Source organism: Castellaniella sp. (assembly GCF_041677825.1).
Lineage (GTDB): Bacteria > Pseudomonadota > Gammaproteobacteria > Burkholderiales > Burkholderiaceae_B > Castellaniella.
The window spans coordinates 1-16,031 of the sequence record NZ_JBAYPG010000020.1 but is presented as its reverse complement, the minus strand read 5'-3'; the positions used below and the strand labels follow the sequence as shown (position 1 = coordinate 16,031).

The following is a 16,031-nucleotide window of genomic DNA, read 5'->3' as shown; positions in this document are numbered from 1 at the left end:
TGAACCATGTGCGTGTAACATGTGTTGGGGCCATTTTATCAATTCTGTATGAACAGCCAAGGGGGTCTCGTGACACATGCCATACTTTCCGAATTGAGTGGGTACGTCCTGACGCTTTCGATCAACAACCCGACCGCGCGCAATGCCTGGAATCCGGCAATGGAGCAGGCATTGCGCGCTGCGCTGCAGGCTGCGGATGTGAACCCGGCCGTGCGTGTGGTGGTACTGACCGGCGCAGGTGCAACCTTTTGTCCGGGTGCAGATCCAAAGGCACTGTCTGCCCCGGAGCGGGCGCAAGGTGGCGGGTATCCGGGCATGTGCGCTGAACCGCGCTTTCTTTATATGCTGGCTTTGCGTAAACCCCTGATTGCAGCGATCAATGGTGCGGCCGCCGGAGTCGGGATGTGTCTGACGCTGTTCTGTGACCTGCGCTTCATGGTTGAAGATGCGAAGATCACGACGTCATTTGTGCGCCGCGGCCTGATTGCCGAGCACGGTTCGGCGTGGCTGCTGACGCGTCTGATCGGATCGATGAATGCGGCTGACCTTTTGCTGTCGGGGCGTGTGCTGACCGGACGAGAAGCCGAGTCGCTGGGGTTGGTGCGCGCATTGGCGCGTGATGGTTTCATGCACCACGTTCAGGCATACGCCCAGGATCTTGCTACGCATTGTTCGCCCAGGTCAATGGCCGTCATCAAGGCCCAACTGTCTGCCGTCTGGCAGCAGGATATCCAGCAGGCGATGATCCTCGCCCGTCTTGAAACGGAGCACGCTCTGGGGGCCGTCGATTTCAAGGAGGGGGTCGCAAGTTATCTGGAGCGCCGAACTCCGGGTTTTCCCGAGCTTATATAATTCACATACATGTAAATAATATCTCATATGAGAAAATGATTGACGCTTGCTGGGGATGCAGTTTATGGTTTGACGAGTGGGATGCCTGTTGGCCGTTCCACTGGAATGGAAGAATGTTCAGGCCGGGAGGAGGCTATCGGCCGGGCGGGTTGGCTGTCGCGGCAATTGTCGCTGACTGCTGGCCGCACCAAATCATTGGAACGCTACAACAGGAGGGACATCATGAAGAAAAGATTGATCGCAAGTCTGGTCGTGGGTGTATCGATGCTGGGCATGGGCTCGGTCATGGCGCAGGAACCCGTGAAGATCGGGCTGGTCATACCCCTGACCGGTGCCACAGCGGTCTATGGCAAGGATGGGAAGGCTGCAGCCGATTGGGCCGCACGAGAAATCAACGAAGCGGGCGGAATACTGGGTGGCCGCCAGCTTGAGCTGATCTACGAGGATGAAAAGGGAACACCTCAGGATGGTGTGGCGGGTGTGCAGAAAATGATCAATCAGGCGCATGTCGATGCAATCATCGCGGGCATGAACAGCTCGGTCACGCTTGCGGAAAGTGCCATCACGAAAAACAAGGTTCTGCACATCAATCCAGGGGCTCAGGCTGATGCGATCACCAACCAGGGGTCGCCCTGGTTGTTCCAGATCAACAACACGTCGTCGACGAATGCCAATGTCTTTCATGATTATCTGATCCACGGCATGAAACCGAAGACCATTGCGTACATGGGTGAAAATACCGAGTTCAGCAAGGCATTGCTGGAAAATCTGCAGGGCAAGCTGAAAGATTCGGATATCGAAATGGTCGAGGTGGCCACGTATGACGTGCACACCACAGACTTCACGTCCATTCTTTCACGGCTGAAGGCTGCGGCACCTGAAATGCTGTACGTGGTCGATGCGGCGCCTGCACGAACCGCGCAGATCTGGAAACAGGTGCGTCAAATGGGCGGGTTTCCCATGGAAGTCCAGTCTGCCGGTACCGTGTTCGGCCCCTCAATCACAGCGTCGGAAGGCGCAATGGAAGGAGTGATCAGTGGCGACATATTCATCACTGATGGTTCCGAAGGTGAAATGCTTGATTTCATAGAAAAGGCCCGCAAGGAAACCGGGGGTGAACCCAACAAGGTCACCATGGTGGTCTACGAAGCGGTCCATATTCTGGCCGAGGCCATGGACAAAGCCGGTACCAGCACCGATTACCAGAAAATTTCTGACACGATGCGTTCGGAAACCTGGTCCACTCCACGCGGCAATTTGCGCTTTGATGAAAAAGGGCGGGCCATCGCACCGTATTTCTACATACAGGAAGTCAAGGGTGACGGTGTGACACTGCGAGAAGTATTCGAAGTCCAGTAAGCAAGGCTGTTGGGGTCGATGGCACATGGAACTCCTCTTCCAAACCGTCATGAATGGCCTGGTTCTGGGGTCAGGGTATGCGCTAGTAGCCGTTGGGCTCACCCTGATCTTCGGCACCTTGCATATCGTGAACTTTGCACATGGCGCATTCTTTGCCCTGGGTGCCTATGTCTCGGTGCAACTGCAGAGTTTCGGGTTGCCATATCTGGTGGTGCTGCCGCTTGCTGTGGTGGTCGTGGCTATCATCGGCGTCCTGATCGAGGTGCTGGTCGTACGTACGGCGCTCTATGATCGGCCTGAACATGGGTCGATCATCGTCACTTTTGCGCTGTCGCAAGCGGTGGTGGCGGGTCTGGTCCTGTTGGTCGGGCCTGACCCGTTGCCGGTCCGTTCCATGTTCTCGCAGATATCACTGTCCGCTTTCGGGCTGTTCCTTTCTGCCCAGCGCCTGTTCATCGTGGTGATCACGTTGCTTGTGCTCGGCATCTTTGGGTGGTGGCTCAAGCGCTCGGTCAGGGGGCAGCAACTGCTCGCCGTGTCGCAGAATCCCAGGGGCGCCTATTACTCGGGCATCAATGTGCCCATGATCCGCATGTTGTCCTTCCTTCTCGGTGTGTCGGCAGCGGGCCTGGCGGGCGGGCTGCTGGCTCCGATCATTTCGGCCTCACCTACGATGGGTGACGCCTACGTGATCGTGGCCTTCACTGTGGTCATCCTGGGGGGGTTAGGCAGCATTTCAGGCGCGCTGGTCGGGGCACTCATCATTGGCCTCGCCAATGCATTCTTTGAAACATATGTCTCGGTTTCCTGGACGCCTGCTCTGGGATGGATTCTAGTGATCTTTGTCCTGCTGTTGCGCCCAGAGGGCCTCATGGGGCAAAAAGATCTGAACAGGCATTGATCTCATGACGCGTGGATTTCAAACTCAAGCATCGGGCAGCGGACATTACCGCAATTTGGCATTGGTCGGGCTCGCTGGGGTGCTGATCGCTATTGTTGCGCTTGGCACCGACAACGCCTTCCTCCTCAGCCTGGCTGGTTACACCTGTGGCTTTGCGCTGTTCGCACTTTCCGTGAACATGATCCTTGGCGGTGTCGGAGAAGTGCCATTGGGGCAATGCGTTTTTTTTGGCGTAGGGGCGTATGTTCCGGCTATCGCCATGAGCCGCTGGGGGTTGCCGTTCGAGGTTGGGGTGGCCATGGGCATGGCCGCTGCAGCGGTATTGGCGTTCGCAATTGGTTGGCTCACCAGAGGGTTGACCGGTGCCTATTTTTCAATTGTAACCTGGGGGCTTACGGGCGTGGCGATGGTGGTGGCACTGAATCTTGACATCACCGGTGGCCCATTGGGCCTGTTCGGCTTCTCACGTCTGGCGGTTGGGCCCTTCAATCTGACTGACCCCCGGGTATATTTTCTTGTGGCGTCCATTACGCTGCTCGTGGTCCTGATCTTTCTGGCGCATGTACGTACATCGCGTTTTGGGCATGCGCTTGAAAGCATTCGGCAAAGTCCACATCTGGCGCAGTCGTTGGGTATTTCAGTGCCGCTCGAGAAACTGAAAATTCTGGTGCTCAGTGCGCCGGTGGCGGCCCTGGGCGGGGCCCTGGTCCTGCCCTATACACAGATCGTCACACCCGAGGTGCTTTCGGTCATGCGCACGGTCGAAGCCATGCTGGCTGTCCTGATCGGAGGTACAGCTCTGCTGTATGGTCCGGTCCTGGGGGCGGTGATCTTCACTGTGCTGCCACAGATGATGGATTTCGACGCCAACGTGAAAATGCTGGTTTTTTCATTGCTGGTCATTTTTGTCATGATTGTGGTTCCAGGGGGCCTGCATCAGGCCATTGGTATGTTGCGACCGGCACGCAAGTCCCGGGTAGAAGCATGACGGCCCTGGCAGTGAATGCGGAGAATGTCCGCAAGCATTATGGTGGAGTCACCGCGTTGAAGGGGGTGGATCTGAAAGTGCCGGAAGGGTCGATTTATGGGCTGATCGGCCCCAATGGTGCCGGCAAATCCACAATGCTGGATGTTCTGTGTGGCATCGTCACGCCTTCGGGCGGCTGCGTCGACGTACTTGGAATGGATGTCACCCGGTTGTCGGCTGCCCAGGTTGCCCGCCGGGGTGTTGGCCGGACCTTCCAGCGAACCGCCACGTTCGGAGCATCCACCGTCGAGGAAAACCTGCGCATGGCCAGCTATGGTGCCATGCGTCATGCCGTGTGGGACCGCATCCTGCGCAGCCCGCTCTATCGCGCGGACATCGCCTCATTCGTGCAGCGCTGTGAAGAGGTTCTGGAAATTTGCGGGCTGGCTTCCGTCCGTCATGAAAAGGCGAGTTCGCTGGCTTACGGTACTCAGCGCAAACTGGCTGTAGCCATCATGCTGATGAATGAACCCCGGATCATCTTTCTCGATGAACCCGTGGCTGGAATGAACAACAGCGAAACAGGCGAGTTCGTCAAGCTTGTGCGCAGCATCGTCAAGGGACGCACAGTGGTCATAGTAGAGCACGACATGGCGGCAATCAGCGCGCTGTGCGATGAGGTGCTTGTCATGGTCGATGGCCGTGGTGTGGTAAATGATGCTCCTGAGCGCGCCTTGCGCCACCCCGAGGTGGTATCGGCTTATCTGGGGGGCGACGATGAAGGAGTCGACGATGCTGCTTGAGGTCAAGGACCTGTGTACAAGCTATGGTCGGGTGCAGGCATTGCGTGACGTCGAACTTTCAATCGATAGCGGTGAGATCGTGGCGATACTCGGTGCCAATGGCGCGGGGAAAACCACTTTGTTGAACACCGTTTCAGGCGTGTTGCAGCCCAATCGTGGAACGGTAGTTTTTTCGGGGCGTCCGATTGTCGGCCAGCGCCCCTGGACCATCTGTCGCATGGGGCTGAGTCATGTACCGGAAGGTCGCGAAATTTTTCCGGGCCTGACCGTCGAGGCCAATCTGCGTTTGATTGATTTCGACGGTGGTGGTGCGCGCTTTTCGATCAATGACGTGCTCGATCTGTTTCCCCGTCTTGCGGAGCGGTATGGGCAATTGGCTGGCGGGCTCTCTGGTGGAGAGCAGCAAATGCTCGCCATCGGGCGCGGGCTGATGGCCTGTCCACGACTGGTGTTGTTCGATGAGCCGTCACTGGGCCTGTCGCCGATGCTCAGCAAGGCCGTGCTGGGGACGATCAGGAAATTGAAGGCCCATGGCATTGCCTCGCTGCTGGTGGAACAGAACATGCGTGCTGCCCTGGGCATTGCCGATCGAGGGTATGTGTTGCGTGTGGGCCGGATCACCGCTCAGGGCAGCGCCAGCGAACTGCTCAACTCGGCCGATATTCAGGAAGCATACCTTGGAGTCTGACAAAATGAACATGAAAGAGAACATCGTTCCTCTGCGCCTTCCAGAAGGCAGTACAGATTGCCATTTTCACCTGTATGGCCCTTTTGAACAGTTTCCGCCGGGAGACGAGGGTCGCTTCAGCCCCACACGACCGTTCACGATCGAGGATGCGTTTGCCCACTGGGACCGCATCGGTGTCTCACGGGGTGTAATCGTGCACGCGGTAGGCTCTGGAGAGGACAATGCGGTCACCTTTGACGCACTGCGCCGCTACCCCGATCGCCTGCGTGCAACTGCGATACTCAGGCCGGATGTGTCCGACAGGCGTCTCGATGAACTGACAGAAAATGGATTCAGGGCGGTCCGCGTCACGATGATCCGTCAGGACGGCAAGCCAGTATCCACAAAGGGCACCAGTTTTGACGACCTGAAGATATTGGCGCCGCGCCTGCTGGAGAGAGGTTGGCATGCGCAGATCTGGATCGAGTGTTCCGATCTTGAAGAGGCGGCACCTGAACTTGAGAAAACCGGTCTGACCTTCGTCGTGGATCACATGTGTCGAACCATGGCTGACAAGGGGCCCCATCACCCGCATTATCAGGCCTTCCTCGATCGCCTCCGAAGCGGCCGCTATTGGACAAAGATTTCGGGGGCGGATCGCAATACCCGCATCGGACGGCCGTATGACGATACGCGCGGGTTCATGAAGGCGATTGTCGAAGCAGCACCTGATCAGGTGGTCTGGGGCAGTGACTGGCCTCATGTCGGCCACACTGCTGAAACGACTCCTCGAATGCAGGATCTGCTGCAATTGCTTTTTGACTGCGTCCCTGAGCCTGCGGTGCGTCAGAAGATACTGGTCGACAATCCAGATCGCCTGTATGGCTTCAAGTCGTAGTTCACGGGGATGCACGCTGTGAAACATCAAGAAGATTTCCCGCTGACGGGCGTCGTCGTACTTGATCTGGGGCAGGTCTATCAGGCACCCTATGCCGGGTTTTTGTTGGCGCAGGCTGGCGCCACCGTGATCAAGGTCGAGCCTCCTCGGGGTGAACCCGTTCGGCACAGAGCGCTGATTTCCAGAGGAAATGCCGTGCCATTTGCGATGCTCAATGCCAACAAGCGCAATATGAGCCTGAATCTGAAGGCCCCTGAGGGGGTCGAAATTCTGAAGGGCCTTGTCAAGAAGGCGGACATTCTCATTGAAAATTATGCGCCAGGTACCCTGGATCGTCTGGGTGTGGGCTTTGATGTGCTGTCAGAAATCAATCCTCGTCTGATCTATGGCTCGGCCACAGGCTATGGCCTGACAGGCCCGGATCGTGACAATCTGGCCATGGATCTGACCATCCAGGCCATTTCGGGCATCATGAGCGTGACCGGCTTTGCAGAGGGGCCGCCCGTCAAGACAGGCCCGGCGCTCACTGATTTCCTGAGCGGCATGCATCTGTTGTCGGGGGTCCTGGCGGCGCTGTATGAACGCGAGAAAACAGGTCGTGGGCGATTGGTCGAGATCGCAATGGTCGAGGCCGTCTATCCCGCCATGGCGTCCAACCTTGCCGAGGTATTCAATCGACACGCTGCTGCACCACGAACAGGGAATCGGCATGGCGGCTTGGCCGAGGCACCTTATAACGTGTATGCGGCAGCCGATGGCTTTGTGGCAATCATTTCGGTCAATGAGACCCATTGGGTCGGGTTGACCCAGGCCATGGGCAGGCCGGAACTCGCCGATGCTGACGGTTTTCAGAATGTGCGGGCGAGAGTCGCCAATATCGACGAAGTCGATCGCCTCGTCGAAGACTGGACGTCCGCTTTGACGCGTGAGCAGATAGTGGCTGCGTGCCGTATCCATCGTGTGCCCTGCGCACCAGTTCGCGATCTTCTCGAGGTGACCCAGGACGCTCATCTGCATGCCCGTGGCATGCTGTGCGAGGTTGAACATCCTGAGTACGGGCCTATTCTCGTACATCGCAGCCCCCTGAACCTGCGCGGTGCTGCTGTACCCGACTACGAGGTTTCGGCACGCCTGGGGCAGCACAACCTCGAAGTACTCGAGGAGTTCCTGGGCTTTGACGAGCAGCGTGTCGAGGCCCTTCTGGCGTCGGGGGTTCTGGCACATGGATGAAGACCCGAAGCGCCCAGGTACGCTGGACAATGACATGGATACACTCATTCTGGATGCAGCCAGCCGATTGTTTCGCGAGACGGCCGACCTGCAGCTGGCCGTACTGTCCAGAGATCCAGACTTCTACGCTACGGTCTGGAGTGGCATCGAGGAAATCGGTCTGGATGCAGCGGCAGTGCCTGAAGATCTGGGTGGATCAGGCGCCGGGTTGCGGGCCAGTCTGGGGATGCTCAGGGCAGCGGGCAATGTGGCATTGGCAGTGCCGTTGGCCGAGACCATCCTGGCCGGATGGTTGCTGGCTCAGGCCGGGATTCCATTGCAATCCGGCAAGTTGGCCTTTGGCCCGTCCGGTTTTCATGACCATATCGTGCTGGATTCAGACGGGCGGCTGACAGGCCGAATCGTTCACCTGCCGTTTGCTCGCGACTGCTCAAGGGTTGCGTTGCTGGCACAGCGTGGCAATACGCTTTGGGTCGTCCTGGCGGATATTCAGGATGCTGAGCTTTCGGTGCGCGATTCGTTGGCGTTCGAACCGCTCGACGGCGTTGAATTCCACCAGATAAAACCAGTGGTGGCTGCACCGGCCCCAGCCGCCTTCACCAAGGACACCAGCCTGCTGCTGGGGTCGCTGGCGCGCTCCATCCAGATCGCAGGTGCACTTGAGACCATGCTTGATCTCACCACGGCCTACGTGCGTGAACGTCCGGCATTCGGCAAGACACTGTCCCGATTCCAGGTGGTTCAACATGCGCTGGCACAACTCGCCGGCGAGGTCTCGGTGTCACTGAGCGTGGCCGCATCGGCCGTCGATGCCGTGGACACACTCCTGGGGCAGGGGCGCGGTTTCGATGATCCCGAAATACGTCTCGAGATCATGTCGGCCAGAATCAGAACCTCCAGTGCAGCGCAGATCGGGGCGCGCATTGCTCATCAGTTGCACGGCGCGCTCGGGGTGACGGACGAACACGTCCTGCACCGCCTGACCTTGCGTGCGCTGGCATGGCGGGATGACTATGGCAATGAGGTCCAATGGTCCGAAGAGTTGGGTGCGATGCTGCGGCATGGTGATGGGCGCGCGCTGTGGGCTTTGCTGGCAAAACGTTAGATCGGGAGGATGACATGACGACGACCCTGGAGTTCCAGCCCATACGCCTGCCACCGGCTGTTCAGGCGCTTCGTGGCGAAGTGCGGGCGTTTCTCCACGAAGAAATGTCAGCTGGTACGTTCGATCCGGATTTTCCAACTGAAGACTGGGATGTCTGCCGCAAGTTTGCGCGCAAGGTGGCCGCTCGCGGTTGGATCGGGATGTGCTGGCCAAAAGCCTATGGTGGGCAGGAGCGCAGTTTTCTCGAACGGTATGTTGTCAATGAGGAAATGCAGGCCCATCATGCGCCCAACACATTCTATTTCACAGCGGATCGGCAATCGGGCCCAACCCTGATCAAGTACGCATCCGAGCGGATCAAGGCCGAGGTACTGCCAAAGATCATTGCGGGGGAAGCCAGTTTCTGCATCGGGATGTCCGAGCCGGATAGTGGATCAGATCTTTTTGCTGCCAAGTGCAAAGCGGTGCGTACAGATGGTGGCTGGAAAATCCAGGGCACGAAGATCTGGACGACAAATGCCCACCGTGCTGATTACATGATCGGCCTGTTCAGGACAAGCCCGTCTCTCCCCGAAAACCATCGTCATGGTCTGACCAGCTTTCTGGTGGATATGCGGGCATCTGGAATACAGTGCAATCCCATCCGTCAGATGAGTGGGATTCACGATTTCAATGAGGTGGTGTTCGACGAGGTTTTTGTCCCAGAAGACCAGCTCATCGGTGAGGTGGACGGTGCATGGAAGCAGGCGACCACAGAACTGGCATATGAGCGTTCCGGACCAGAGCGGTTCCTGGAGACATTGACTGTTCTGCGTGCGTTGATCGATCTGGATCGTGCCGAACCTGTTCCGCAGGTGTCTGAATCGGTTGGTCGGCTTGTTGCCGAATTGCATTCACTGCGACGCATGTCGGTTTCGGTGGCCGGTATGCTGGAGGCAGGACGCGAACCCGCTGTAGAGGCTGCTATCGTCAAGGATCTTGGCACGGCCTGGGAACAGGACCTGCCGCAAAGGGTTCGCCTGGCGGTCGCAAGGGCCAGCCAGGGTTCAGCGGCATATCGGCGCTTTGAGGACATCCTGCAATACTGTACCCGTATTGCACCCAAACTGACTGTCCAGGGGGGGGCCAATGAGGTGTTGCGCGGCATTATCGCCCGCGGTCTGGGCTTACGTTAAGGAGGAAGCAGTTGGCTGATATCAATTTGACTCGCAGAGGGCATGTGCAGATCGTCGAGATCGATCGCCCACCCCATAATTACTTCAACCGGCAACTCATCGGTGACATCGCCGATGCCTTCGAGGCCGCCGATGAGGATCCTTCCGTACGCGTCAATCTTCTCTGTTCGAACGGGCGTTCGTTCTGTGCAGGAGCGGACCTTGTCGGAGATCAGCCAGACACGCCAGAAGGACGGCGGGCCGACACCCAGGCGCTGTACAACCATGGGGTGCGGATATTCGGCACCAGAAAGCCGATCATTGCCGCTCTGCAGGGACATGTGATTGGTGGTGGTCTGGGGCTGGCAGTGTCCGCGGATTTCCGGATTGCTGCCCCTGACGCCCGTTTGACGGCCAATTTTACGCGGCTTGGTTTCCACCCTGGTTTCGGCCTGACTCTGACGCTGCCCGAACTCCTTGGTCGCCAGAAGGCGGCGATGCTGCTGCTGACCGGAAAACGGATCAGCGGTGAAGAAGCGATGGCGCTGGGTCTCGTGGATCGGCTGGCCGATGCAGAGCGGTTGCGCGAGGCTGCGCTTGAACTGGCCGGCGAACTTGCCGAGGCTGCCCCGTTGGCACTGGTTTCAACTCGACTCACGTTGCGCGGTGGCCTGCAGGACCGTGTGGCAGCTCAATTGGCGATTGAAATCGAAGAACAGAGCTGGCTGCGTGAGACGGCCGACTTTCAGGAAGGTATCCGTGCCAATGCCATGCGTCGAACGCCCGAATTCAAGGGGGTCTGATATGGTCAAACTGTTCGAGAAAGTACGTTTTCGTGGCGTGCAGCTACGCAACCGGATCGTGGTGTCGCCCATGGCCATGTATTCCGCAGAGAATGGCTATGTGGTTCCTTTTCACCTGGTTCATTATGGAAAATTCGCCATGGGTGGGGCGGGTCTGGTATTTGTCGAGCAGACTTCGGTCACCCGGAAAGGTCGAATCACCCATGGTGACCCCGGACTCTGGGAAGATGGGCAGATCGATGGCATGGCGCAGATCGCTCGGCTCTTGAAGGCCCAGGGTGCCAAGGCCGCAATCCAGCTCAACCACGGGGGCCGCAAATCGTGCCAGCAGCGCGCTTTCCGTGGAAATGGCCCCCTGACGTCACGCGACATCGAAATGGGTGAGGAAGTCTGGCAGAGCGTAGGGCCGTCCGACGTGGCTCTGGCAGACGATTGGAACAGCCCTGTGCCGCTCGACGACGCAGGGATCGCCGGTACGTGCGACGCATTTGTTGCTGCAGCGCGGCGCGCTGTTCTTGCCGGCTTTGATGTCATTGAGCTTCATATGGCTCATGGCTATCTATTGCAGACTTTCCTGACACCTCTTGCCAATTTTCGCAATGATGTCTACGGTGGCAGCCGGGACAACCGCATGCGATTTCCTCTCGAGGTCGCTCGGGCGGTTCGATCGATCATTCCGGATTCGATGCCGTTGTTCGTCCGCATTTCGGCAACCGACTGGATCGATGGCGGGTGGGAAATCGAAGACAGCGTGGTATTTGCCAAAGCACTGAAAGCGCTGGGCGTGGATTTGATCGATTGTTCAACCGGTGGAAATCTCAGCGCGGGGTCCACAAATGCCAACCTGAGCCGAGGGCCTGGTTACCAGGTGCCTTTTGCCGAAGAGATCCGGCGCGAGACTGGTATCGCAACTGGAGCGGTCGGCATGATCCGTACGCCCGAACTGGCGGAGCACGTGTTGCAGAGTGGCAGCGCTGATCTTGTGTTTTTGGGGCGTCAGATGCTCTTCAACCCATTCTGGGCATTGCACGCCGCAGAGCATTTCGGTCTGACGGGCGCCTTCTCCGAGTGGCCGGAACAGTACGGCTGGTGGCTGAACAAATGGGGAGGCGCGTTGAGGCACTCCGGCGAAAGCCTGATCAATACCTTTGCGGATGACCAGGTTTCAGCATGAGGGATCGATTCGGGCTGACTGTGGTCACAGGAGGTGCCCAGGGTATTGGTCGCGCCTTGTGTGAAGCCTTTGCTGCCGATGGGGCCTCTCGGGTCGTGGTGCTGGATGTTGACGGCAGCAAGGCGTCGGCCTTGGCCGAGCGACTGGCAGGCGCGGCGATCGTGGTGGATGTCAGCGATGGCGCAGCCTTTACCGAAGCGCTGACGCAGATCGAGTCCGATATCGGTCCGATCAGTACATTCATATCCAATGCTGGCGTTGCGCTGGGCTTTGATGCGCCATCCAGCAATGCGGCTCATGCATCGGACGACGTCTGGATGCGGGCCTGGGAAGTCAACGTGATGGCACATGTCCGTGCAGCGCGTTATCTGATCCCCCGAATGATTGCGCGCGGCGGTGGAACCTTTGTACAGATGGCTTCTGCTGCGGGTTTGCTCAACCAGATCGGCAGTGCCGTGTACGGCACCACCAAGCACGCTGCCGTCGGGTTTGCTGAGAATATTGCGATCAGCCACGGCTCACAGGGTATCCGTGTGGCACTGGTGTGTCCGCAAGGTGTAGATACGGCATTGCTTGCCGCTATACCTGTCGGGCCAGAGCGCGGTGATGGGGTTCTGACGCCAGAAGCAGTGGCGCTGGCGACCATTCAGGGTCTGGATGAAGGACGCTTTCTGATTTTGCCGCATGAAGTCGTGCATGGCTACTACCGTCGGAAGGCGGATGACACCGATCGCTGGATTCGCGGGATGGCGCAGCTTGCACAGCGGTTCGCGCATGAGGGTTCACAGACATGAGAGAAGCAGTGATCGTGGCAACTGCCCGCACACCGATCGGCAAGGCCTATCGCGGGGCTTTCAACGATACCCAACCGCATGCCCTGGGTGGCCATGCGGTGGCCAGCGCTGTCTCACGCAGTGGCCTCGATCCGTCTCGAATCGAGGATGTGGTGATGGGTGCGGCGCTGACTCAGGGGGCGACACACATGAACATTGGTCGTCAGGTTGCGTTGCGAGCAGGGCTTCCGGTGGAAATTTCAGGCATGACAGTGGATCGGCAATGTGCGTCCGGGCTGATGGCTATTGCTACTGCCGCGAAGCAGATCGTTCATGATGGCATGGATGTTGCGGTGGGCGGGGGCCTCGAGTCGATCTCACTGGTTCAAACACCTGAAATGAATACATACCGCATGGAGGACCCATGGCTGTCCGACCGCGTTCCTGGGCTGTATCTGCCCATGCTGGAAACGGCCGAGATCGTGGCGCAACGCTATCGAATCACGCGTGATGCGCAGGACGAGTATGCGTTCCAGTCCCAGCAGCGGACTGCAGCGGCGCAGGCAGCCGGGCGCTTCAATACGGAAATCGTGCCTCTGGCATCGATTCGACGCGAGGTTGCCAACGATGGCAGTGCTGATCGCTTCTTTGAAATGCGGCTTGAAACAGATGAAGGAAACCGCCCGGGAACGACCCTCGAAGGTTTGCGGCAGCTGAAGCCCGTACTGAAGCGTGGCCACCTCTTTGCCGGGGCTGGTGTGGCGATCACGGCGGGCAATGCATCACAGCTGTCCGATGGGGCTTCGGCCAGCATCCTGGTTGAAAGAGCGCTGGCTGTTCGTGAAGGCCTGGAACCGTTGGGGCTGTATCGTGGCATGGCTGTAGCGGGTTGCGCCCCTGAAGAAATGGGTATCGGGCCGGTGTTTGCTGTGCCCCGGCTGCTGCAGAAGCATGGCTTGAGGATCAATGACATCGGTCTGTGGGAACTCAACGAAGCTTTTGCCGTGCAGGCGTTGTATTGCCGGGATCGTTTGGGTATTGATCCGGATCTTTTCAATGTCAATGGTGGTGCGATCTCGATTGGTCACCCGTACGGGATGTCGGGTGCGCGTATGGTGGGCCATGCGTTGATCGAGGGCAAGCGGCGGGGTGTCAAATACGTTGTGGTGACGATGTGCGTGGGAGGTGGCATGGGCGCGGCCGGGCTGTTCGAGGTGTTATGAGAGGAAAGGTGGAACATGGCCAAAAAAATGAAATACACCCCCGGGCTGCCCTTGGCCGGCGTGCGGGTCATCGACCTCACAACGGTTTTGTTCGGTCCATATGCCAGCCAGCTATTGGCAGATTATGGTGCAGATGTCATCAAGGTCGAATCGCCAGGCGGCGATTCGACGCGTCGTACCGGCCCTGCCGCTGAACCTGGCATGGCTGCTGGGTTTATCGGCGCCAACCGCAATAAGCGCAGTGTAGTCCTCGACCTGAAGACACCGGGTGGACAGGCGGCGCTGCTGGCCCTGATCGAGGGTGCGGATGTGTTCATGCACAATATGCGCCCAGGAAAGCTCGCAGGGCTCGGTTTGGAACCCGATTCGCTTCTAGGCGAGAATCCGCGTCTGGTGTATGCCGGTCTGCACGGATTTGGTGAGTCCGGTCCGTACGCGGGACGGCCCGCCTATGACGACATCATTCAGGGGTTGTGTGGCATGGCCGGACTCAACGAGATGCGCGATGGGGAGGCCAGTTTTTTTCCTGGCGTGCTGGCCGACAAGACATGTGGTGTTTTTGCGGCCATGGCCATTTCCATGGCACTGTTCAGAAGGTCGCACACCGGCAGGGGGGGCTTTGTGGAGATCCCCATGTTTGAAGCCATGTCCAGTTTCATGTTGCTGGAACATCTTTCGGGTCATTATTTCGAGCCGCCTGTTGCCAGCCTCGGATACGCTCGTCTGCTTACGCGTTGGCGCAAGCCGCATCGCACTTCGAACGGATATATCTGCGTCGTGCCATATACTGATGCGCATTGGCACGCTTTTTTTTCACGATGCGGCATGCCGGAACTCCTGAACGATGCACGCTTTGCGGACATCGATGCCCGGACACGCAACATTGATGAGTTATACCGTCTTCTGGGCTGCACGATCAGTCAGCATGCTACAGAACATTGGCTGGAAGAATTCGGGAAAATGGATATTCCGGTGGCACCCGTCAACGCCCTGAGTGATATGGAAGAGGATGTCCATCTGCGTGCTGCCGGGTTTTTCAGAACGGTCGTGGATGGTTCCCGGCACCCCCTCAAGATGATGGATGCGCCTGTGCGTTTCGATCGAGTCCAGGTACCGATGCGCATGCCGCCCAGGCTCGGTGAGCACACTACCGAGGTGCTTCGTCAGGCAGCCATTCCAGTGGATCACGAGGGCAGGCCAGTTCTCGATGCGCACAAAAAATGATGATCATGAAATTGACTCCTGATCTGGCTTCCATATACGGTGTGGAGGCCAACTGGAATTATGGGCTGGAAGCACACGTGCGCTGGAGTGATCTGGATGGCTTTGGGCATGTCAATCACAGGGCTCACTTCCTCTGGTTCGAAGATGTTCGCAACGCCTATCTGGAAAATCTTGGGTTTCCTCTGGCAGGCCCCATGGTCCCAGGGCCTGTTGTCAAGGAAACGCACTGCACCTATCAGCGTCCCCTGGGGTTCAACACGGCGATTCTTGTCACGGCGAGAACCACTTGGTTTGGCAGGAGCAGTTTCCACATGAACTATGCGATATGGCACGAGGGGCTCGTTGCGCGCGGAAGTGCAATTCTTGTGTGGTTACGCAACAGCGATTCGACGAAAGTCACCTTGCCAGACGGCCTTCGCGCAGGCATGGTGGCTGATGGCGCGATACTGCGGTCTCGTAACCCGAAGGGCTGAGGCTGTACGACAGCGCCCTTGTCTGATTGCGGGGACAGGATTTGAATCTGTGACCTTCGGAATACGCACCCAAGAATAACCTCAGTGGGAATGCAAATACCATGTGGTGTTTATCCCGAAGTGCCGCAGGAAGACGTTATACGAGCAATTGCGGCCGTACCTTGGGGAGGTGTTTCGCCGATTGGCTCAGCAGACGGAGCGCCGGGTGGAGGAGGGGCATTTGATGCTGGATGCGTATTCCGATGATCGTGACCGCTGATTCCGGTGATCGTGACCACCCTGGGCCGGACAGGTGGTTTTCTCTGATTCCGGTATCGTGACCAGCCATTCCGGCATCGTGACCACCGATTCCGGTGATCGTGACCAGGGCATTCCAGCGAGGTTGATCAACGACGCGTTGTCATCAACTCTGCGGTAGTGTGATG

General features: G+C 58.1%; 16 protein-coding genes and 1 pseudogene. All 17 read left to right on the top strand.

Annotation, left to right across the window (positions count from 1 at the left end; all coding sequences use genetic code 11):
• Positions 1-21: 21 nt before the first annotated feature.
• On the top strand, positions 22-852 hold the full coding sequence (locus WCY17_RS09490) for an enoyl-CoA hydratase-related protein (protein ID WP_372701939.1): 831 nt from the start codon (positions 22-24) through the stop codon (positions 850-852).
• Between the two features lie 39 nt (positions 853-891).
• A complete protein-coding gene (locus tag WCY17_RS09485) occupies positions 892-2,211 on the top strand; it encodes an ABC transporter substrate-binding protein (protein ID WP_372701938.1) in 1,320 nt (439 codons plus the stop codon).
• 49 nt (positions 2,212-2,260) lie between these two features.
• Positions 2,261-3,112 (top strand): branched-chain amino acid ABC transporter permease, encoded by an 852-nt coding sequence (locus WCY17_RS09480; protein WP_372701937.1) that lies wholly within the window; start codon positions 2,261-2,263, stop codon positions 3,110-3,112.
• Positions 3,113-3,116: 4 nt separating this feature from the next.
• Positions 3,117-4,100 (top strand): branched-chain amino acid ABC transporter permease, encoded by a 984-nt coding sequence (locus tag WCY17_RS09475; RefSeq protein ID WP_372701936.1) that lies wholly within the window; start codon positions 3,117-3,119, stop codon positions 4,098-4,100.
• On the top strand, positions 4,097-4,882 hold the full coding sequence (locus tag WCY17_RS09470; RefSeq protein WP_372701935.1) for an ABC transporter ATP-binding protein: 786 nt from the start codon (positions 4,097-4,099) through the stop codon (positions 4,880-4,882). The genes WCY17_RS09475 and WCY17_RS09470 overlap by 4 nt, the downstream gene beginning before the upstream one ends.
• Positions 4,794-5,570 (top strand): ABC transporter ATP-binding protein, encoded by a 777-nt coding sequence (locus tag WCY17_RS09465; RefSeq protein ID WP_372701934.1) that lies wholly within the window; start codon positions 4,794-4,796, stop codon positions 5,568-5,570. Before WCY17_RS09470 ends, WCY17_RS09465 begins: the two co-directional genes overlap by 89 nt.
• Before the next feature lie 10 nt (positions 5,571-5,580).
• Entirely contained in the window at positions 5,581-6,447 is an 867-nt protein-coding gene (locus WCY17_RS09460) for an amidohydrolase (protein ID WP_372701933.1), read from the top strand.
• Positions 6,448-6,465: 18 nt separating this feature from the next.
• On the top strand, positions 6,466-7,677 hold the full coding sequence (locus WCY17_RS09455) for a CaiB/BaiF CoA transferase family protein (RefSeq protein WP_372701932.1): 1,212 nt from the start codon (positions 6,466-6,468) through the stop codon (positions 7,675-7,677).
• Between the two features lie 34 nt (positions 7,678-7,711).
• On the top strand, positions 7,712-8,782 hold the full coding sequence (locus tag WCY17_RS09450; RefSeq protein WP_372701931.1) for an acyl-CoA dehydrogenase family protein: 1,071 nt from the start codon (positions 7,712-7,714) through the stop codon (positions 8,780-8,782).
• Positions 8,783-8,796: 14 nt separating this feature from the next.
• Positions 8,797-9,957 (top strand): acyl-CoA dehydrogenase family protein, encoded by a 1,161-nt coding sequence (locus WCY17_RS09445; protein WP_372701930.1) that lies wholly within the window; start codon positions 8,797-8,799, stop codon positions 9,955-9,957.
• Between the two features lie 11 nt (positions 9,958-9,968).
• Positions 9,969-10,739: an enoyl-CoA hydratase/isomerase family protein gene (locus WCY17_RS09440; RefSeq protein WP_372701929.1), complete on the top strand. Its 771-nt coding sequence runs from the start codon at positions 9,969-9,971 to the stop codon at positions 10,737-10,739.
• Position 10,740: 1 nt separating this feature from the next.
• Complete coding sequence (locus WCY17_RS09435) at positions 10,741-11,913, top strand: NADH:flavin oxidoreductase/NADH oxidase (protein WP_372701928.1); 1,173 nt, start codon at positions 10,741-10,743, stop codon at positions 11,911-11,913.
• Positions 11,910-12,707 carry an SDR family oxidoreductase gene (locus WCY17_RS09430; RefSeq protein ID WP_372701927.1) on the top strand — a complete coding sequence of 266 codons (798 nt, stop codon included), beginning with the start codon at positions 11,910-11,912 and terminating at the stop codon, positions 12,705-12,707. The genes WCY17_RS09435 and WCY17_RS09430 overlap by 4 nt, the downstream gene beginning before the upstream one ends.
• Positions 12,704-13,909 carry an acetyl-CoA C-acyltransferase gene (locus WCY17_RS09425; protein ID WP_372701926.1) on the top strand — a complete coding sequence of 402 codons (1,206 nt, stop codon included), beginning with the start codon at positions 12,704-12,706 and terminating at the stop codon, positions 13,907-13,909. Before WCY17_RS09430 ends, WCY17_RS09425 begins: the two co-directional genes overlap by 4 nt.
• A 15-nt stretch (positions 13,910-13,924) precedes the next feature.
• Positions 13,925-15,133: a CaiB/BaiF CoA transferase family protein gene (locus WCY17_RS09420; protein ID WP_372701925.1), complete on the top strand. Its 1,209-nt coding sequence runs from the start codon at positions 13,925-13,927 to the stop codon at positions 15,131-15,133.
• Positions 15,134-15,138: 5 nt separating this feature from the next.
• A complete protein-coding gene (locus WCY17_RS09415) occupies positions 15,139-15,606 on the top strand; it encodes an acyl-CoA thioesterase (RefSeq protein ID WP_372701924.1) in 468 nt (155 codons plus the stop codon).
• Positions 15,607-15,688: 82 nt separating this feature from the next.
• Positions 15,689-15,838, top strand: a pseudogene (locus tag WCY17_RS09410) (transposase); the annotation flags it as partial.
• Between the last annotated feature and the right edge of the window lie 193 nt (positions 15,839-16,031).